21 protein-coding genes are annotated in these 20,418 nt (G+C 33.2%); 13 read left to right on the top strand and 8 right to left on the bottom strand.

The features are described from left to right. Nucleotides 1-4: 4 nt before the first annotated feature. Together AC37UB_RS07020 and recD2 are read left to right on the top strand one after the other, a co-directional pair. Nucleotides 5-625: a histidine phosphatase family protein gene (locus tag AC37UB_RS07020; protein ID WP_242093755.1), complete on the top strand. Its 621-nt coding sequence runs from the start codon at nt 5-7 to the stop codon at nt 623-625. A gap of 18 nt (nt 626-643) precedes the next feature. Continuing rightward, on the top strand, nt 644-3,154 hold the full coding sequence (gene recD2, locus AC37UB_RS07015) for an SF1B family DNA helicase RecD2 (RefSeq protein ID WP_490685515.1): 2,511 nt from the start codon (nt 644-646) through the stop codon (nt 3,152-3,154). A 26-nt stretch (nt 3,155-3,180) separates the two neighbouring features. On the opposite strand, the gene AC37UB_RS07010 is transcribed toward recD2, so the two are convergent. Then, nucleotides 3,181-4,134: a diacylglycerol/lipid kinase family protein gene (locus tag AC37UB_RS07010; RefSeq protein ID WP_242093753.1), complete on the bottom strand. Its 954-nt coding sequence runs from the start codon at nt 4,132-4,134 to the stop codon at nt 3,181-3,183. A 48-nt stretch (nt 4,135-4,182) separates the two neighbouring features. Beyond that, nucleotides 4,183-4,641: a GNAT family N-acetyltransferase gene (locus AC37UB_RS07005; protein WP_242093751.1), complete on the bottom strand. Its 459-nt coding sequence runs from the start codon at nt 4,639-4,641 to the stop codon at nt 4,183-4,185. A 153-nt stretch (nt 4,642-4,794) separates the two neighbouring features. On the opposite strand from AC37UB_RS07005, the gene AC37UB_RS07000 reads away from it, so the two are divergent. Continuing rightward, a complete protein-coding gene (locus tag AC37UB_RS07000; protein WP_117973272.1) occupies nt 4,795-5,313 on the top strand; it encodes a QueT transporter family protein in 519 nt (172 codons plus the stop codon). Between the two features lie 44 nt (nt 5,314-5,357). On the opposite strand, the gene cbpA is transcribed toward AC37UB_RS07000, so the two are convergent. Continuing rightward, complete coding sequence (cbpA, locus tag AC37UB_RS06995) at nt 5,358-6,002, bottom strand: cyclic di-AMP binding protein CbpA (RefSeq protein ID WP_117973271.1); 645 nt, start codon at nt 6,000-6,002, stop codon at nt 5,358-5,360. Between the two features lie 160 nt (nt 6,003-6,162). Here cbpA and rpmG point away from each other — a divergent pair, with 160 nt between their 5' ends. The 5 genes from rpmG (at nt 6,163) to nhaC (ending at nt 9,831) form a co-directional block, all read left to right on the top strand. Then, nucleotides 6,163-6,315, top strand: a complete 153-nt coding sequence (gene rpmG, locus AC37UB_RS06990; protein WP_117973270.1) for a 50S ribosomal protein L33 — start codon at nt 6,163-6,165, stop codon at nt 6,313-6,315. Nucleotides 6,316-6,339: 24 nt separating this feature from the next. Continuing rightward, nucleotides 6,340-6,516, top strand: a complete 177-nt coding sequence (gene secE, locus AC37UB_RS06985) for a preprotein translocase subunit SecE (RefSeq protein ID WP_117973269.1) — start codon at nt 6,340-6,342, stop codon at nt 6,514-6,516. 105 nt (nt 6,517-6,621) lie between these two features. Next, the gene (nusG, locus tag AC37UB_RS06980; RefSeq protein WP_117973268.1) at nt 6,622-7,164 is read left to right on the top strand and encodes a transcription termination/antitermination protein NusG; all 543 of its coding nucleotides are present in this window, start codon (nt 6,622-6,624) and stop codon (nt 7,162-7,164) included. 60 nt (nt 7,165-7,224) lie between these two features. Then, a complete protein-coding gene (locus AC37UB_RS06975; protein WP_117973267.1) occupies nt 7,225-8,100 on the top strand; it encodes an alpha/beta fold hydrolase in 876 nt (291 codons plus the stop codon). A gap of 351 nt (nt 8,101-8,451) precedes the next feature. After that, nucleotides 8,452-9,831, top strand: coding sequence for a Na+/H+ antiporter NhaC (gene nhaC / locus AC37UB_RS06970; RefSeq protein ID WP_370448237.1), 1,380 nt, complete (start codon nt 8,452-8,454; stop codon nt 9,829-9,831). A gap of 18 nt (nt 9,832-9,849) precedes the next feature. On the opposite strand, the gene AC37UB_RS06965 is transcribed toward nhaC, so the two are convergent. Continuing rightward, nucleotides 9,850-10,401, bottom strand: a complete 552-nt coding sequence (locus tag AC37UB_RS06965) for an ECF transporter S component (RefSeq protein ID WP_347247403.1) — start codon at nt 10,399-10,401, stop codon at nt 9,850-9,852. Then, entirely contained in the window at nt 10,398-11,231 is an 834-nt protein-coding gene (thiD, locus tag AC37UB_RS06960; protein WP_490685514.1) for a bifunctional hydroxymethylpyrimidine kinase/phosphomethylpyrimidine kinase, read from the bottom strand. Before thiD ends, AC37UB_RS06965 begins: the two co-directional genes overlap by 4 nt. Nucleotides 11,232-11,354: 123 nt before the next feature. Here thiD and AC37UB_RS06955 point away from each other — a divergent pair, with 123 nt between their 5' ends. The 4 genes from AC37UB_RS06955 to AC37UB_RS06940 all read left to right on the top strand — a co-directional run bounded on the left by AC37UB_RS06955 (nt 11,355) and on the right by AC37UB_RS06940 (nt 17,185). Next, nucleotides 11,355-12,794: an aminotransferase-like domain-containing protein gene (locus AC37UB_RS06955; protein ID WP_117973264.1), complete on the top strand. Its 1,440-nt coding sequence runs from the start codon at nt 11,355-11,357 to the stop codon at nt 12,792-12,794. 236 nt (nt 12,795-13,030) lie between these two features. Continuing rightward, on the top strand, nt 13,031-14,704 hold the full coding sequence (locus AC37UB_RS06950) for a ribonuclease J (RefSeq protein ID WP_241699433.1): 1,674 nt from the start codon (nt 13,031-13,033) through the stop codon (nt 14,702-14,704). 200 nt (nt 14,705-14,904) lie between these two features. Further along, nucleotides 14,905-16,221 (top strand): DRTGG domain-containing protein, encoded by a 1,317-nt coding sequence (locus tag AC37UB_RS06945; RefSeq protein WP_490685513.1) that lies wholly within the window; start codon nt 14,905-14,907, stop codon nt 16,219-16,221. A gap of 10 nt (nt 16,222-16,231) precedes the next feature. Beyond that, nucleotides 16,232-17,185 (top strand): DHH family phosphoesterase, encoded by a 954-nt coding sequence (locus AC37UB_RS06940; protein WP_490685512.1) that lies wholly within the window; start codon nt 16,232-16,234, stop codon nt 17,183-17,185. Nucleotides 17,186-17,231: 46 nt separating this feature from the next. On the opposite strand, the gene AC37UB_RS06935 is transcribed toward AC37UB_RS06940, so the two are convergent. Then, complete coding sequence (locus AC37UB_RS06935; protein WP_490685511.1) at nt 17,232-17,750, bottom strand: GNAT family N-acetyltransferase; 519 nt, start codon at nt 17,748-17,750, stop codon at nt 17,232-17,234. Between the two features lie 235 nt (nt 17,751-17,985). Here AC37UB_RS06935 and AC37UB_RS06930 point away from each other — a divergent pair, with 235 nt between their 5' ends. After that, nucleotides 17,986-18,702, top strand: coding sequence for a YebC/PmpR family DNA-binding transcriptional regulator (locus tag AC37UB_RS06930; RefSeq protein WP_117973260.1), 717 nt, complete (start codon nt 17,986-17,988; stop codon nt 18,700-18,702). A 22-nt stretch (nt 18,703-18,724) separates the two neighbouring features. On the opposite strand, the gene AC37UB_RS06925 is transcribed toward AC37UB_RS06930, so the two are convergent. Next, on the bottom strand, nt 18,725-19,501 hold the full coding sequence (locus AC37UB_RS06925; RefSeq protein ID WP_117973259.1) for a DUF6681 family protein: 777 nt from the start codon (nt 19,499-19,501) through the stop codon (nt 18,725-18,727). Then, nucleotides 19,502-19,972 carry a hypothetical protein gene (locus AC37UB_RS06920; protein ID WP_241699432.1) on the bottom strand — a complete coding sequence of 157 codons (471 nt, stop codon included), beginning with the start codon at nt 19,970-19,972 and terminating at the stop codon, nt 19,502-19,504. Nucleotides 19,973-20,418 lie beyond the last annotated feature (446 nt).

Here is a 20,418-nt window from a genome sequence, read left to right as displayed (position 1 = left end):
TTGAATGAAATTATATTTTGTCCGTCACGGAAAAACAGAATGGAATTTAGACGATCGGTTACAAGGAGTGAAAGACTCTCCTTTATTACCACAAAGTTATGAAGACATGAAAAAATGTGGTCAAGCGTTAAAAGAGATTCCGTTTAAAGCAGTGTATACAAGTCCTATTAAACGAGCAAAAGAAACGGCTGAGGGCATTGTGTCACAATTTGGCTATGATGTCCCTATGTATGAAAGACCAGGCTTTGTAGAGCTTAGTTTTGGCGATTTAGAAGGAGAAAAGTTTTTAACAGCAAAGGAAACGTTTCCTAATGAGATGTTTTATTTGAGAAATCACCCAGATAAGTATGATCCATCCGCTTTTAATGGAGAAAATTATGACTCGATGATTAAAAGAAGCACGACTGTTGTAAAAGAAGCAATAGAAGACAATGAAACAGGGCCATTGTTGTTTGTTGGGCATGGTGCCATGTTAATTGCCTGTATGCGGACGCTTTTAGGTGTACCAATTGAACGTATTCGTGAAGTTGAGGGAATGTTAGATAATAATAGTGTGACAGTTTTATCATTTAATGATGGAGAATTTACTTTAGATGATTGGAACAATACAGATTTCTTATCATGATAGATGGAGGTGACGACAATGGAAGAGATGCCAAAGACGCCTTTTCTAAAGGGAGTGGTTGAAGCAATTTTTTTTGAAAATGCCACAAATTTTTATAAGGTCATGTTGGTAAAAGTAAAAGAGACTAACACAACTTATGATGGTGATGAGATTGTTGTCACTGGAACATTTGGTCAGATTCAAGAGGGAGAACTGTATTGTTTTTATGGAGAAATCGTTAATCATCCAAGGTATGGAGAACAATTAAAAGTAGAACGATATGAACAAGATAAACCAACCTCAACAGAAGGATTGATAAACTATTTATCAAGTAGTAAGTTTCCTGGGATAGGGAAAAAAACGGCTCAGACAATTGTTGAGTTGCTTGGTGAAACGGCTATAGATGACATCTTAGATAATCCAGATTTACTTGATCAAGTTGCAGGACTTAATCAAAAAAAGAAAGAAACACTGGTGTCTTCTTTAAAAGAAAATTACGGCATGGAACAAATTGTTGTCGGCTTAAATCGTTATGGTTTTGGAAACCAGCTAGCTTTTACTATTTATCAATATTATAAAGGTGATACGTTAAATATTATCGAAGAGAATCCATATCAGTTGGTGGAAGATATTGAGGGAGTAGGGTTTAAAAAAGCTGATATGTTAGCAGAACGAATTGGAATTTCTGCTACTTCTTCAGAACGTATTCGAGCAGCATTGGTTCATGAGTTGTATCAAGGTTGCTTGAATGCTGGTGATACTTACATGGAAGCAAAGCAATTATTATCAGCTTCGATTCAGGTGTTAGAAAATAGTCGACCTGTTGAAATTGATCCACAATTAGTAGCAGATGAAGTAATTCGTCTAGCTGAAGAAGGTGTGATTATTCAAGAGGGAACTCGTTTGTTTGAAAAATCGTTGTATTTTTCTGAGGTTGGTACGGCTGCGTCTATCAAACGATTACTTGAAAAAAAGAAAAAGTTACCTTATAAAGAAAAAGAAATTGATGCCACGATTAAAATGATTGAAAAGCAAAATGGCATCAAGTATGGTAATAGTCAAAAAGAAGCATTGAAAGAAGCCATCATGTCACATTTTTTTATTTTAACAGGAGGACCTGGTACAGGTAAAACAACCGTAATTAATGGTTTGGTGTCTTTATATGCAGAATTAAATGGCTTTTCTCTAAATTTGGAGGATTACACGCAAAAGATATTTCCAATTCTTTTGGCCGCACCAACTGGTCGAGCAGCTAAACGGATGAATGACATGACGGGGCTTCCAGCTAGTACCATTCACCGCTTATTAGGTCTGACAGGTCGAGAAAAAGAAGGCGTAGAAGAGGCTAGAGAACTTGAAGGTGGACTTTTGATAGTCGATGAGTTGTCAATGGTTGATACATGGTTAGTTAATACTTTATTAAAATCTGTGCCAAATAATATGCAAGTTATTTTTGTAGGGGATAAGGATCAGTTGCCTTCAGTTGGACCAGGTCAAGTATTAACAGATTTATTAAGAGTAGAAGAAATACCCAAAAAAGAATTAGTGGATATTTATCGACAAGATGATGGTTCTTCTATCATTTCATTAGCACATCATATCAAAAATGGTAAGGTACCAAATGATTTAACAGAAAACAAAAAAGACCGGTCGTTTATTCAATGCCATGTTAGTCAAATCGAGTCAGTTGTTGAACAAGTGGTATCACGAGCGAAAGATAAAGGTTTTTCTAATCAAGAAGTCCAAGTATTAGCGCCAATGTATCGTGGAAAAGCAGGGATTGACCAACTAAACATTATGATGCAGCAGATTTTAAATAGCAATGATACTGGCGAAAGAAAAGAAGTAAAATGGTTGGACAAGTTATATCGTATTGGTGATAAGGTACTACATCTTGTGAATAGTCCAGAGATGAATGTTTTTAATGGTGACATGGGAGAAATTGTTGGGATTACTTATGGAAAAGATACAGATGATAAGGTCGATGAGATGACGATTTTATTTGATGAAACAGAAGTGGTTTATAAACGGAATGAATGGCAAAAAATTACATTAGCTTATGCGTGTTCGATTCATAAATCACAAGGTAGCGAGTTTCAAATGGTGATTTTACCATTAGTGAATCAATATGGTCGAATGCTTCAAAGAAAACTCCTTTATACAGCTGTGACAAGAAGCCGAGATTTTTTGATTTTACTTGGTGAACCTGATGCTTTTGTCAGAGCAATTGAAAGTCAGACATTAGAGCGACAAACAACTTTAGTGGAACGACTTGTTGAAAGCGATGAGTTATTAGTTAAACGAGCTAAAGAGGAAGAAAATTATTTAGATGAAAAAGAGCAAGAAGTTAAAGAAACTCTACATCATAAAGTAGAAGAAAAACTTGAACAGTTACCAAAAAAATCAAACGTTAAAGAAGTGTCTTTGTTTGAAAAAGTAGATGAAGAGACTCCTAAACCATATGTTTTAACACTAGATAATTATCTTACCATTGATCCAATGATTGGAATGAGTGACCAAACTCCTCACGATTTTGAAATAAAAAAATAAGCGATGGCTTTTGCCATGGCTTATTTTTACATCCAAAATAAATGTTGAGTGGTTTTAAAGTGTAGTTTAAAGTCTCTTTCTCCTAGTTCTTCACCATCTGCTTGTCCCACTTGTGCAAGAGGACAGGTTAGTGTCAATTCTGAATCGACAAAGCGATGTAGATGTGGGGAGGTTAAATGTTGTTTAAAAAATAATTTTATAATTAACCAAGCTAAAGATAAAGGGAAAATTTTTTCAACAATAATTAAGTGAACGTCATCTGTATAAGCTGAAGCGGTCGGATCAATCGCAACTCCTCCACCAAAATAAGGATGATTAGTAGTGGTACATAAAAAGGCACTTTCAAATTCTTTTTTTTCTGTGGTTGTTTCAATAATTAAGGGAAAAGAAGGTTGCTTAAACAGGGAAGATAGAGCCGCACTAACATACGATAGAGAGCCTAATTTCATCTGATTTAATAATGATTTAGCCTTTGAATGATTGGCGGTTGCCACAATTTTCGCATCAATCCCTACACCAACATTGTTTAAAATAAGACGAGTATCATTTGAGTCAACATCCATTGCCTCCATTAAACTAATTGGTTTTGGTTCGTTTACATCTAACAAGTGTGTTAAGGCCGCATTTATTTTTCTTGAAATGCCGACCCCCCGAGCAAAATCATTTCCAGAACCACTTGGGAGGTAGCCAATAGGAATAGTCGGCTCGTGTTTTAAAGCATTGACAACTTCATGTAAAGTACCATCACCACCTAATACGACTAATAAATTTTCAAATGGTTCATCTTGTTTATAAGGGGTAAGAATACCGTTTAATAGTTCTTGGACAATCTCTTTTTCATGACCAGCATATTCAGTAAAATAGGTTTTAAATGGAATGTTTTTTGCTATCAATTGTTTTTGAACTTCTTTATATTGTTTAGCTCCTTTTCCAGAACCAGCATGTTGATTAACTAATAAATGTAAGATTAATTTTTTCATAAAGTAACTCCTTAAATTCTGACGGTTCTACTAATAAACACGATATGATTAAACCACTTTCTTAAGACGTAGTTGGTCTTTTAATTGAATACCATGCTCAAAAATAGGTTCAGAATAGTTTTTGAGAAAGTAGTCAATCTGGATGTCTGTTATGCGAAAGCCGTGTTTTTGATAAAAATAAAGTTGCCAGATACTTGTAGAACCTGTACAAACTTCAAGTGTAGAGTAATGGTTTTCTTTTGCAAAATTTTCAGTAAAAACTAAGAGAGAAGACCCGATGCCTTGATGTTGATATTCTTCAAGGACAGAAATATTTAAAATTTCTAATGCGTTCCCTTTATTCTGATTTAATACTAGAACACCTACAATTTTATTATTATAAAGGCATTCGAACAAAAAAGCACGATAAATATATGAATTAATCATATCCTCATCTGGATCTGCTTGTTTTAATAAAGAGAAATGCTGTGTTGTAATCGTTTTGATTTTTTGAATAATAAGTGACATCATTTTCTTCCTTTTTGTTAGTCATGCTCTTATCATACCAAAAAACTTTGACATTTGGGTAAACAACAGGTAGGATAATATCGTTATGTTGAATAACCGCAGTTCGTTCATACCATCCTGCGATATCAAAACTAGGAAGGGAGAAAAAGAAAAATGGAAAAATCAGTATCACAATCAAAGACGACTACATTAGTTGTCAATGGGTTAATAGCAGCACTTTATGTTGTGTTAACACTTGTTGTAGCCCCTATTGCGCAAGGGCCGATTCAGTTTAGAGTATCTGAGAGTTTGAATCATTTAGTTGTGTTTAATAAAAAATTATTATGGGGTGTTCTTTTAGGAGTCGTGGCATTTAATTTGTTCTTTTCTGAAGGAGGCATGATGGATGTCTTGTTTGGTGGAGGTCAAACATTGTTGGCTTTAAGTATCACAGCTATATCTGCTAGATGGATTAAGAGTGAGAAAATACGAATGGTTATCAATACGATTGCTTTTTCAGTAAGTATGATACTAATTGCTATTATGATTTGCATTATTTCTAATCAATCGATTGGCTCAAACTTTTTCTGGGCAACATATGGCTCACTATTTTTGAGTGAATTAATTATTATGAGTATATCAGCACCAATTATGTTTGGAATTAATCGTATGGTTCACTTTGAAAAATTTTAATCATGAAAATAAAAATGCAACCAAATTTAATTGGCTGCATTTTTTTAATTTAAGGGTTGTTGTAAATCTTCGACCTGAGCGACAAAGAAATCTTTTTTGTTTAATGCTTTGATGATTAAATCACATGTTTCTTTATCAGTATCTGCTGGTAGTGTGATAATCGTTCGACGAATGTATTCATCGCGACCAACATCAAGTGTAATACAACTTGCAATATCAGAATATTTAGAAATAATTTTCGTCATGTTTGCTAGGTCACCTTTACGGCCAGTTGAAGCAATCGTTAATGCGAAGCGTCCTTCTTTAACGTTCCATGATTGAGATAAAATACCTAATAAACTACTATGTGTTAAAATGCCGTAAAATTGATCGTTGGCATCTAAAACAGCGATGTATGGTAACTCTTTAATAGTGAAAAAGATTTTGAAAAAAGATGAATTCAAATGAATAAATTTTGTCGCATTTTTTATTAAATGTGTGACAGGTAGAGTCATGTCACCGCCGTTTGATTTATGACGATATATATGCATTTTATAGATATTTCCTCTAAAGAATTTTCCAGTTTCGTCAAGTACAGGGACGCAACGAAAACCAGATTCTTCTAAGATATTCAACGCATCTTCTAGCGTACAAGTTTCACTAACGGTTGTTAGCAATCTTTTTGGAATACAGACTGATTCAATTAACATAATATGTAGCTCCCTTCATTTTTTATTATAATCTAATAATACCATAAACAAATGATTAAATAAAAGAACAATAACCTGTTCAGTAAATGAGCGTGTTTGACAAAACTTCTTTTAAACGTTATACTTTAAACGTTATTAATAAAGTGGGAGGATTCTACCCTTGGCTCAAAAAAAATCTGCACTTGCTTGTACCGCATGTGGTTCTCGTAACTATTCAAAAGCAGTTAGTGATTCACAACGTACTGAGCGTTTAGAAGTAAAAAAATTCTGTAAGTATTGTAAAAAGCATACACTTCATAAAGAGACGAAATAGTCATCATTAAGGAGGAGAAAAAGAATGAAATTTTTCAAAAGCGTTATTGAAGAAATGAAACTTGTTACTTGGCCTAGTCGTAAAAAATTAGTTAAAGATGTGATTACAGTGATTCAGTCAACTATCTTATTTGCTCTATTTTTCGCAGCGGTTGACTTTTTATTAGCAAAACTTTCATATCTTGGGCTAAAAGGTCTGTAGATATAACTAGAAAAATGCACATTTGAGTGTTACAATTAAGTTGAAAGAAAAACTTCGGCTCTCTGAGGTTTTTTTATTTTATCATGAAAAGGATGGTTGAATTCTGTGGAATCGTTTGAAAGACAGTGGTACGTATTACATACATATTCAGGTTATGAAAACAAAGTAAAAACAAATATTGAATCTCGTGCGCAAAGCATGGGGATGGAAGATTTTATTTTCCGTGTAGTTGTTCCTGAAGAAGAAGAAAGAGAAATCAAAAATGGTCAAGAGAAAGTAACAGCTAGAAAGACTTTCCCAGGCTATGTGTTAGTTGAAATGATTATGACTGATGAATCATGGTATATTGTACGTAATACACCAGGTGTAACAGGCTTTGTGGGATCACACGGTGCTGGTAGTAAGCCTGCTCCACTATTACCAGAAGAAGTGACTCATATTTTAGGTAAAATAGGAATGAGCAAACGTGTCACAGATTTAGATGTTGAGCTAGGTGAAACCGTGACAATTACAGAAGGAGCATTTTCTGGTTTAACTGGAGAGATTACTGAAATCGATTTAGAAAAACAAAAATTAAAAGTAAATATTGATATGTTTGGTCGCGAAACAAGTACAGAATTAGACTTTGATCAAGTAGATAAACTATAAAAACCGATATTTTTATCGGTTTTTATTTTCATGTTTTTTTTCTATTAAGGAGGGATTTTCATGCGTTTGAAACATTTTTTAATCCCTATGATTTTTTTATTAGTTGTTTTGACGTCTTGTCAAATAAATCAGCAGGAAAAAAAATCAGTAACGGGCGCGACTAATGAAAAAATAGAAAGTAACGTAAATTATACGAATGTCCCTACACTTTTTATCCATGGCGCTGGTGGTGGAAGAGGATCATTAGGACACATGATTAATCGTTTAGCTAGTCAAGATGTGGCGACAAAATCACTTGTTGTCATTGTGTCAAGTGACGGGAGTATTTCAACTGAAAATAAATTAGACTCAAATCAATTTTCTGAGGATAATCCAATGATACAAGTTTTATTTCGAGATAATCGAAATAATGAATGGGAACAAGCTAGATGGATAAAACTAGTATTAGAATTTTTGCAAAAAGAGTATGATATTCAAGAAGTAAATATTGTAGGACATTCTATGGGTGGAATTAGTGGATTGAGATATTTATTACAAGATAGCCAAACGACTGATTTGCCTAAAGTTAATAAGTTAGTAGCAATAGGATCACCATTTAATGAGTTTATTGATACGTTGACTAGTCAGAGTTTGGAGGATTTATTAACTAACGGACCAAATGAAAAAAGTGATCGTTACATTCTCTATGGGAATGAGTTAAGTGGGTTATCTAAAGAGGTTAGTCTGTTATTAGTTGCAGGGAAATTATCTGATGATAATTTGAGTGACAATGTAGTCCCACTTAGCAGTTCTTTTGCTGTTAATGCGATGTTATTAGAGCATGGTAATCAAGTAGAACACGTGTTGATAGAAGGAAAAGGTGCAGATCATAGTGGACTTCATGAAAATCAGGAAGTGGATGAGATAGTGAGTCAATTTTTATGGGATAAAAAATAAACTATTGACATTTATCAAATAAATAGATAGTATGAGTAAAAGTTTTACATTTTATGCAAGTAGGGAATAAGAACTGCGTTTAGAAAGTCGATGGTTGCTGAAAATCGATCCAGCTTATTTATCTGAATTACACATAAGATGAATCTAATTAAATATAACTAAAGAGATGAAGATAGATGGACTATCTTTAAATTAAGGTGGTACCGCGAAAAAAGTCGCCCTTATGTTTAAATGCATAAGGGCGACTTTTTTTATTATAAAAAAGGAGAATGGTCATGAGTTGTGGTGGGATGATACGATATCGTTGCATTTGATAAATAAAAAATTTATTAAATGAAAAGAGGTATTATCATGCAAAAGAGGATTAGTTTATTAGAAGCAAGTATTGTATTATTGATTATTCTATGTTGTATTTCAATGGGAGTTATAGTATTTAAACTCTCTCCTAATGTTGTGATATTATTTGCTATTGCATTGACCATTGGCTATATGGTCATAAAAAGAATGCCGTTAGAGTGGGTCAATGAAGGGATCGTTAGTGGTTTAAAACCAGGTATTATCCCTATCTTTATTTTTTTGTTGGTTGGTGCACTGATTGCAGTCTGGATACAAGCAGGTATTATCCCAACGATTATGGTGATAGGGTTTAAATTACTCAGTGTAAAATGGTTTATTCCATCTATTTTTCTTGTATGTGCGATAGTAGGGAGTGCAGTGGGGAGTGCATTTACTGTCATGTCAACAATCGGCATCGCCTTTTTTGGTATTGGCGTCACATTGGGACTAAATCCACCACTAATTGTAGGAGCAATTGCTTCAGGAGCAATCTTTGGAGATAAGATGTCGCCACTTTCTGAGTCAACTAACTTAGCCTCAGCTGTCGTAGAGGCAGATTTATTTGATCACATAAAAAATATGATGTGGTCTACTATTCCTGCTTTTTTAGTGTCATTGATTTTATTTACCATTATTGGTAAATCAGATGCTACAGTAGAATTAACAAACGTTAAAGAAGTGACACAAGTACTTGAAACACATTTTCATATATCCATGTGGTCGCTCATCCCTATTCTACTGATGCTAGTATGTGCTTGGAAGAAGTTACCAGCGATTATCACTATTTTATTAAATGTTATCGTGGCAGTGGTGATGATTGTAATCCAACAAGGAAATATTGATTTAGCTAATTTAGCGAGTGTCGTTGAGAATGGATTTGTATCAAAAACGGGTAATGAACAAGTGGATATGTTGTTAACTCGCGGTGGAATAAATAGCATGACGTTTACCGTATTATTAATAATTTTAACCTTATCTCTGGGTGGGATTTTGATGAAGATAGGGTTAGTTACAACAGTTATTGACTCATTGGCTAAATGTCTAGCTTCACCAAGTCAATTGATTATTGTCAGTTTGCTTTCTAGTATAGGTGTTAATATCTTTATTGGTGAACAGTTATTATCCGTTATTTTACCAGGTAATGCCTTTAAAGAAGTATACAAAAAAATGGGTTTAGACCCAGTTGTTTTAAGTAGAACGTTAGAAGACGGCGGAACGGTAATTAATTACTTAATTCCATGGGGAATAGCAGGAAGTTTTGTCGCCAATACATTTGGTGTTTCAACGATGAGTTATTTGCCATTTGTATTATTTAGTTTGTTATCACCTATTTTTTCTATTTTAAGTGCGTTAACTGGAATCGGAGTTAAGCACACAAAAAAAGTTGCCAATTAAGGCAACTTTTTTTATATCTTAGTAAAGCATCTTATTAGTTAAAGCTTTAATGGGTTTATATAGTAGTGACACAATGATAATAGCGGCAATAGCATTAATCACCGTAATATATAAAGTTGAAAAACTAGCGAATGCAGAAACGCTAAATTCATTTCCCATCATCAATTGAATTACTAAATTTTTCAGGAATGTCATCGAAATTTTTGCAATTGCAGCAATAATCATAATAACAGGGATAAACCAGGTTTTACTTTCATATTTTTCAAAACGGTGATAAGCAAATGTTAAAGTGGCACCCACAACAAAACTTTCTAAGATAAAGTAAGGTGCTTCAGCAGCAAATCCATTTAAAATATCAAAAATAGCAAATCCGATTCCTCCAGCTAATGAACCTTTGAAAAATCCAAGTGTTAAAACAGCTAATGAAAGAATAGGTAACCCAAAGTGAAAGAAAGGATTGCCCACAAGAGCTGGTAGAGGAACACGTATACTCGTTCCCACCACAGTTAATGCTGCAAATAATCCCATTAAAGTTGTTTCTTTGATACTCCATTTAGTACTTGTCATCATTTATATTCATCTCCTATAATCATTCGATCTGTTGCTTCTTGAAACGCACCATGCCAAACATATCCTGTGAAATCATTTAAATAAATTCCATGTTTTATGGCACTGGTGACATAATATTTTGCAAGTTTGACACTTGATTCGGTACTTAAACCTTTAGCCATTCCTGCTGTGATTGCTGCAGCAAATGAACATCCTGCACCATGATTAGTATTGGTCTCTAATTTATCTTCATGAATAAATAAAAATTGTTTTCCATCATAAAATAAATCAGTTGCACTATCTCCCTTTAATCGAGCGCCACCTTTGATAATAACTGATTTTGCTCCCAAATTAACTATCTTTTGTGCTGCTAATTTCATATCATCTTCAGTTTCAATAACTGACATATTGGCTAAAATACTTGTTTCAACCAAGTTTGGTGTGATGATATCAGCTAGGGGGATTAATTTCTTTATCATCGCTTCTACTAATTCAGGTTGTAAGACATCTTTATTTGTTTTGACAGCCATGACAGGATCTAAAACAATATGTGGTTGATTTACTTTTTTGATAGAGGCTTCTAATAAATCAATCACTGGTAAACTTCCAAGTAATCCAATCTTTAAAGCATCCAGTGGACCACCAGAAAAAGCTGTCTCTAATTGTTTTTCAACAATCTCAATCGGGATAGGATAAATAAAAGGTGTTTTTGTTTTAGGACTAACAGTTAAAATGCTAGTAATGGTACTTAAACCAAATGTGCCATACTCTTCAAATGTTTTTAAGTCAGCCTGGATTCCTGCGCCACCCCCAGCGTCAGATCCTGCGACTGTTAATATTTTTTTTACCATAAAAGTTTGCTCCTTAGTGATGTTGTACTAAAGTTTATCATGCTCATAAAAAAAAACTACATCCGGTTTTAGAAAACTGGACCCATCCAATTTATGATATACTAACATCAAAGAGGTGATTTTATGGAAATAAAAATCAACAAATCATCCCACACTCCTTTATATCGACAAATTATGAATCAATTAATTAATCAAATTAGTGATGGGCTTTTATATGAAGGGGATCGTTTACCATCAGAAAGAACATTAGCTAATCAGCTACTTATTAATCGAAGTACAGTCGTTCGAGCATATGATGAATTAGAAGCACAAGGATTCGTAGAAAAAAAGGCAAGTAGTGGAACGTATATTTTGAGTCAATCTGGAGAAAAACAGGAAAATCATTTAAGAAGGAGAATTCAATATAATGACGTTAAATATCAAAAAAGTGAGTACGAACAGCAATTAGAAAAATTATTGTTGAATGATAAATACAGTGTATTGGATGGTTACACTGGAGAATTACCTTATAGCTTAATCCCGAATATTAGTTTACCTAATGTTAATTGGCAATCTTTTTTATCGGAAGAAGTATCTAATTTGGGGTACCTCCCATTAAGAAACAAGATTGCCCAATTAGTGTATGATATGTATTCACATTATCCCAAATCACAAGAACTTATGTTAACTGCTGGAGGTCAACAAAGTTTGGTTTTATTGATTCAAGCTTTATTAAAGTCTGGGGATACAGTTGCCGTTGAAGATCCTTCTTTTTTTAATGGTATTTCTGTTTTAAATGCGATGTCGATAAAGGTGATTAAAATTCCAGTTGATAAAGACGGGATGAGTGTATCAGTTTTAGAAAAAATCGTGAAAAAAGAAAGTATTCAACTTGTTTTAACCAATCCTAATTTTCAAAATCCTACTGGTACCACTATGACTTTGACACGCAGAAAAAAATTGATTGAATTGTGTCAGAGGTATCGTATTCCAATTATTGAAGATGATGTGTTTGGTCAACTATCATTTCATTCGCTAAATCCATACCCATTGTTAAAAGAGCTAGAACCACAATCTGTTATTTATATAGGTTCTTTATCTAAAATATTGGGAAGTCGTATGCAATTAGGATGGATTGAAGCACCAAGCTATGTATTAGATAAAGTAGTTAAATTACGAGATGAGTATGAAACGCAGCTAAATATTTTTCCACAAGTTATGGCATCATTTGCATTAACTGATCCAAATTTTTCAAAAAAATTATCTCTTCTACAAGAAACACTTAAAAATCGAATGACTTATTTTGTTAATTTACTTCAAATGACTTTATCCAAAGATATTGACTTTACGTTACCAAAGGGTGGGTATTATATTTGGTTAACTTACAATAGGAGAATATTGACAAAAGAAGATTGGCTATTATTAATAGATAGCCGTTTGGCAGTATTACCTAGTTTTACGATTACCAAAAGCAGTCAAAGTTGTCGTGTGAATATAGCAAGATTAGATAAGAAAAAAATGGATTTATTTGTATTGAAACTGAAAGAGATCATTCTACAATGGAATAAACAAATACTAGAATGATACACTTATTTCATAATAAATGGGTAAGAAAGTATATCTTACAGAAATTTTTTGTTTTTTATGATAAAATGGTATCAACTTAAGACGTGTAAAATTTATTGATAAAAATAATTCGCACAAGAATTATGTAGGCAATTATTTTGTGGCATTATCAATAAATATAGATCGTGAACAAGAAAAATAATGAAAGTAGCTATATGAATGAATTGGTATAGCATAATTGAGGTGGAAATTTAGTGAGTCAAGTAAAAATAGTTCCTCTTGGTGGAGTCAGAGAGAATGGAAAAAGTATTTATGTAGCAGAAATTGAAGAAGAAATCTTTGTTTTAGATTGTGGATTAAAGTATCCAGAAAATGAACAATTAGGAATTGATATGGTTATTCCTGATTTTTCATACTTAATTGAAAAAAAAGATAATATTGCGGGTATCTTCTTAAGTCATGGACATGCAGATGCTATTGGAGCATTGCCCTATTTATTAGAAGAAGTTTCAGTTCCAGTATTTGGGTCAGAATTAACTATTGAATTAGCAAAAATTAATGTGAAAAATTATCCAAATACAAAAGATTTTAATGATTTTCATGTAATAGATGAAAATACTATTATAGAGTTTGCTCAATCTGAAGTGAGTTTCTTTAGGACAACACATACTGTTCCAGATTCAATGGGAATTGTCTTGACAACTCCTGAAGGACAAATTGTGTATACAGGTGATTTTAAATTTGATCAAAGTGCTAGCCCAATGTATCAAACGGACTTTGCAAGATTAGCAGAAATTGGTAAAAAAGGTGTTTTAGCCTTATTAAGTGATTCGACAAATGCTGAAAGTAATATGTTGTCAGCTTCTGAAAATGAAGTGGCTGATGAAGTTGTTGATACCTTTAGATATTGGGAAGGAAGAATCATTGTTGCTAGTGTGGCTAGTAACTTACAACGTATTCAACAAGTATTTGATGCAGCTTATTTAAGTGAACGTTTTGTTGTGTTAACAGGCAAAGACGTTGAACAAATTGTTCGGACAGCCATTCGTTTAGGAAAACTAACCTTACCAAATGACGAATTAATTATTACAGAAAAACAAATGAAAAATAAAGAGCCTCATGAGCTAGTTATTTTAGAAACTGGTCGTATGGGTGAGCCGTTAAACACATTACAAAAAATGGCTAGTGGTCGCCATCGTTTTATTCGCATTGCTGAAGGAGACTTAATCTACATCACAACAACACCATCAACTGCTGTTGAAACAATGGTAGCCAAAACAGAAGACATGGTTTATCGTGCCGGTGGAACAGTGCAAACTATTTCTGATACAGTAAAAGTGTCAGGTCATGCGAATCAAAATGATTTAAAATTAATGCTGAATTTGATGAAACCAACATTCTTTATCCCAATTCAAGGGGAGTATCGAGTGTTGGCAAAACATGCAGAGTTAGCTAATGAAATAGGCATTCCATTTAAAAATATCTTTATTTTAGGTCGAGGAGACGTTTTAGAGTTTGAAAACGGTCGTTTGCGTATGACAGGTTCCATTGAAGTTGAAAATGTCTTGATTGATGGATTAGGTGTTGGTGATATTGGAAACATTGTGTTACGCGATCGAAAAATCTTATCAGAAGACGGGATTATTATTGCAGCGATTACGATTAATCGCCGTGAGAAAAAAATTATTTCACCAGCTAGAATTACGTCACGCGGGTTTGTCTATATGAAATCAAGCAACAATTTGATGAAAGAAAGTGGCGACATAGTTGAAACCGTAGTTTTAGAAAACTTAGAGAAACAAGATTTTGATTGGGGAATTTTGAAACAAGAAATAAGAGACCAATTAAGTCGTTATCTCTATGAACAAACGAAACGTCGACCAGTTATTTTACCAGTTATTATGGAATCAAGTCAGAAAAGAAAATAAATTAAGTACAACACGTCAAAACGTGAATTTACGTTTTGACGTGTTGTTTTATATCAGTTATTTGTTTTCTGTTATAGGATTCAAATGTATTTTTAATGTGTTTTATGATAGAATATAAACATTACAAAAGGATTTGTATTAATACAGATTTTTTAAGTTAACTATAACAAGAAGAAAGCAATAAGGTGACACATATGAGCATGACAAAACATGATCAAATATTAGCACATATTGAGTCCTTGCCTGTAGGAGATAAAATTTCTGTTCGAGGCATTGCCAAAATGTTAAGCGTTAGTGAGGGAACGGCTTATCGTGCCATTAAAGAGGCAGAAAATGTGGGATTGGTATCCACTATACAGCGAGTTGGAACGATAAGAATTGAAACGAAAACAAAAGAGAACATAAAAAATCTAACCTTCAAAGAAATTGTTAAAATTATCGATGGTGATGTATTAGCGGGGAAAAAAGGATTAAAAAAACCATTAGATAAATTTATTATTGGGGCGATGACAGAAAAAAGCATGTTACGCTATATTACGCCAGGAGCTTTAATGATTGTTGGAGATAGAGAAGGTGTTCAGCGGTTAGCACTAAATAATGGTGCGGCTGTTCTGTTAACTGGTGGATTTGAAATCAGTCAAGATATTATAGACTTAGCAGATGAAGTTAAAATGCCTATTTTACGTACATCTCATGATACCTTTACTGTTGGAATGCTAATAAACCGTGCTATTAGTGATCAGATGATTAAAAAGGATATCGTGTTGGTAGAAGATATTCAAACACCTGAAAATGAAACATTCTATATGACAACGAAAGATACGGTTGAAGATTATGTTAAATTGGTTGAGAAAACTGGATACACACGTTTTCCTGTAGTAAATAAATCTAATCGCTTAGTGGGGATGGTAACAGCAAAAGACGTGTCTGATAAATCACTGACACAATCTATTGAAAAAGTTATGACGAAAGATCCACGACATGCTAAATCACATATGAGTGTAGCAAGTATCGGACATCAAATGATTTGGGATGGTTTGGAGATTATTCCTGTGGTGGAAGATGATCTAACGCTTGTCGGAATTATATCACGACAAGATGTGATGAGAACTGTTCAATTAGCACAAAAGCAACCGCAAGCTGCACATAAATTGACGGATCATATTACTAACCAGATTGTGGAAAAAGAAATGCCTGAAAAAGGAGATGCTATTTTTACATTTGTTGTCACACCACAGATGATTAATAATTTAGGAACGCTCTCTTTTGGTGTATTAAATCAAATTATTTCAAGTGTTGTTCGTTCAACGATGTTATCACGTTATAATTTTCATTCGGTTATTGAGCAAAGTAGCTTATATTATTTCAAATTAATCCAAATGGACAGTGAAATAGAAATCAGAACCCAAGTGATAGAAGTTGGTAGACGTTCAGGAAAAGTTGAAGTAAGTGTATATAAAGATAATATCGTTTCTGCAAAAGCAATTGCAGTTTGCCAGTTAATGGACCCAGTTTAGGAGGAAAAATATGACTATTAGTCAAGAAATTTTAAAAGAAATAGAACAATATGATACGATTATGATTCATCGCCATCAAAGTCCAGACCCAGATGCACTAGGCTCACAAGGTGGGTTAGGAGAAATATTAAAAGCAAGTTTTCCTAAGAAATCCATTTATTTAGTAGGTGGCCCTGTGAATGATTTAGACTACCTTGTCACGATGGATGATGTTAGTGATGAGATGTATCAAGATGCTTTAGTTATTGTGACAGATACAGCAAATGCTCCACGAATAAGTGGAGAGCAGTATTACTTAGGAAAAAAATTAATTAAAATAGATCACCATCCGGATGATGAGCCTTATGGTGATTTATCATGGGTAAACACACAAGCAAGTAGTACAAGTGAGTTGATTTATGACTTTTATGAAGAAAACAAAGAAAATCTTGTTATGACAGATAATGCTGCGAGATTACTTTATGCAGGTATTATTGGAGATACTGGACGATTTTTATACCCTGGAACAACGTCTCACACATTATGGGTAGCTAGTCAATTACTAACATACGACTTCGATGCGGCAAGATTAAGTCGATATATGGACGAAGTAGATGAAAAAATTTCGCGTTTGTCAGGATACATCTACGAAAATATGGTTTCGGATGAAAATGGTGCAGCGATGGTGTTATTAACACAGGATGCATTGAAAGAGTTTGATGTAGTTGATTCGGAAACACCAGCTATTATTCCTTTACCAGGAAAGATTCGTGGGATTTTATCGTGGGCAATTTTTGTTGAGCAGCCTGAAGGATTTTTTAGAGTTCGCTTGAGAAGTAAAGGTCCTGTGATTAATGGTGTTGCAAAACGACATCATGGTGGTGGTCACCCATTGGCTAGTGGAGCAAATGCTAAGGATATGGATGAAGTGGAAGAAATATTTGAAGAAATCAAAACAATTGTTAGTGAATATAAAATATCATAAGTAAAAAAGCGTAAAAATAAGTTAATCTTATTTTTACGCTTCTGTATTATCCAAGTATTTTTTCAACGACTAATTGTTTGCCATAGTCACCATTATGTGTAGAGATAGCTTTATAACCTTGTTTTTCCCAGAAACGAGAAGCACGTTTATCATCTTCTATAAACGTTAAATGCATGATTTTAGTTCCTATATCAGATACTGTTTTTTCTAAGGCATTATACAGTTCTTGAGCGAGTTTTGTTCCTCTGTATTCTTCTTCTAATATAAAGTAACCAAGTATGCCAGTTTCTTTTTGAGGATAATCTTCTACCCAGTCAATGAATCCCATTAATCTATCACGATCAAAGATACCATACATGTATTTTTGAGAAGGTAATACTTTGGGAGGTAACGAAGTGAAGAATTCTTTTACTTGTTCATCCGTTGGAACAGCAGTTACATAATCAGTAAAGTAGTCTTTGGTTCTTAATAAAAATTCTTTAAAGATAACCAAATCTGCTTCATTATTTCCATCAAGTAATCGAATATGAATGGATGGAAAATCAATTGTATTAAAATGTTTCATAAAATATATACCTCTTTCTATCTGTATGGAACAGTTATTACTACCTAAGAATAGCTCATATTATTGGGAAATAAAAGGTATTAGAGGAAAAAAGTTAAAAAACGTGTTGATAATCGGTGTTTTATGTTTAAGATTGAAAAAAATACTTTGCGAAATGCTAATAAGCAAGTATAATAAAACAGGACGTTTTTGCGTTACAACTGAAACAATTTATTAAGAAAGAGAAGTGAGACTATTGGGACGTAAATGGGCTAATATCGTAGCTAAGAAAACAGCTAAAGATGCAAACAACAGTAAAGTTTATGCCAAATTTGGAATTGAAATTTATGCAGCAGCAAAATCAGGTGATCCAGATCCGCACTCTAATCAAAAACTTCGTTTCGTTATTGATCGCGCAAAAACATACAATGTACCAAAACATATTATTGATCGTGCTATAGAAAAAGCAAAAGGTTCAGGAGATGAAAATTATTCTGAATTACGTTATGAAGGATTTGGGCCAAATGGTTCGATGGTGATTGTTGATACGTTGACAAATAATGTCAACCGTACAGCAGCAGACGTTCGAGCAGCATTTGGTAAAAATGGTGGGAACATGGGTGTATCAGGTGCTGTAGCATACATGTTTGACAATACAGCGATTTTTGGTTTTAAAGGCGAAGACGTGGATGAAATTTTTGAGTATCTATTAGAAAAAGATATTGAAGTCAAAGATGTGTTCGAAGAAGAAGACCAAATCATCGTTTACGGTGAATCAAGTGATTTCCACGCGATTCAAGAAGCATTAAAAGAAAAAGGAATTACAGAATTTTCAGTAGCTGAAATCCAAATGCTTGCTCAAAATGAAGTAGAATTATCAGAAGAAGATTTAGCTCAATTTGAAAAGATGATTGATGCGTTAGATGAATTAGAAGATGTTCAACAAATCTTCCACAATGTAGACATGGATTAATAAAAAAGTCAGAAGAATTGAATTATTTCTTCTGACTTTTTTTGCGTCGACTCATATGTGATACCTCTTTAGAAGACTTATTCTGACTAGATTGAGGGATGATATGTTCATCATTGTCTTTAACCCGTAATTCCAAAGTATAAGGTTCTTTGTAAATAATACCATCTTTTTCATAAGAACCACCATTAACAAAAACACCAAGTGGGATTAAAGAATCAGCCTCATCATTAATTTTAATGGTGGCAACTTTGGTTAAGTCTTTATAGCTACTACCAATAAATAATTCCCCTTTTGATATTTTATAAAATGGAATCAATGTATAATCTTCTAGCTCGTAAGCATAGTCATTTAATTTTTTTGCTTGAATGTAATTTTTATCAAGTAGATTATGAATAACAGTATCAATGACTTGATCACTATTATCTATTAATGTTAAAGTAAGCAACTTACCTTGTATTTTAGGAGTTGTTGATGAGGTTTGGACAGTCTCATCAAACGTTGCATCTTCGGGGACGATATTTTCTATTAAGTTAGTGACGTCCCATTTAACTTTTTGATTTTTAAAATAATAGATAAAGTTTAAAACTATAAAATAAGCTAATACAATAAATATTAGTAAATATAAACTCATTCTTAAGTAATTTCCATTTTGAAAATATCCTTTAACAATTCGTAAAATATAAAGTGTTGGAAAGACACTCACAACGGTTAATATTTTATTTTGTAGTCTTGGATTAATATTTAAATAATTTAAAAATTTAGTAATATTGCTTAAAATCAAGGTTAGTATTGCATCCATCTAATTATTTCCCCCAGTGACTGTTTTATTTTCATTTGTTTTAGGAGAAACTTGTTTTGTTTGAACATCTGGTGTTACGGTTTCTTCTGTTTTTTCCATATCATTTTGATTGTTCATTGACTCCTGAACATCAGAAGAAGGAGTGGTATTTTCAACCGAAGATTGTTCATCTTGTGTTTGATTTTGCTTGGTTTCTTTACTATTTCTCGTTTTATTTTGATTTTCAGATGTTGAGCTATCTGTTTGTTGAATAGGGCTATTGCTCGTTGTATCTGAATCGTTACTTTCTTTTGTTGTGTCTGTTTGATTTTGAGTTGTATGTGTTGTAGTTTGTGTTGTAGAAGTGTCTGTTTTTTTGGTTTTATAGTTACTTCCATCTACAACAGCAGTTGTTGCACTAATCCCCAAAGCAATACTGAAAATAGCAATAGGCTTCAAAAAAGGGGCAACAATTTTTTTATCTTTTGACATACATGGCTCTCCTTTCGTACTAAGTCATAATTCACTATTCTATCATAACAGATTTTTTTGTTTTTAAAAAAGTAAGAGATGGTTTTCTAATATATTTAAACTATTTTTAATAAGAGTGGCCTTATAATAACAGTCATATTTGATATTTTTTTACAAAATATGTCAGTATTTTTATGCAGTGAAGATTCCATTAAGGGTAGGAACTATCTGAAAGGATAATTCCTACCCTTTTTTTGCTGATTTTTAAGTTGAAAAAAGAGGAAAAAAGATTACTAATGACTAAAAAAGAAGGTTTTCTATATGGCATAGTGATTTTTGGTATTACTGCAATGACTATGTGTGTTTATAGTCTATACTTAGCATTTGGAGCAATTATTTACAGTAGCAGGATGTGTTTCTTGATGACGTTTATCGGGGATGTGGTCGGATAGGGGTTAGCAGTAATC

It is taken from the genome of Vagococcus changpingensis (assembly GCF_058211775.1).
The sequence above is the reverse complement of the archived record's forward strand: the minus strand, read 5'-3'. Positions and strand labels throughout refer to the sequence as shown.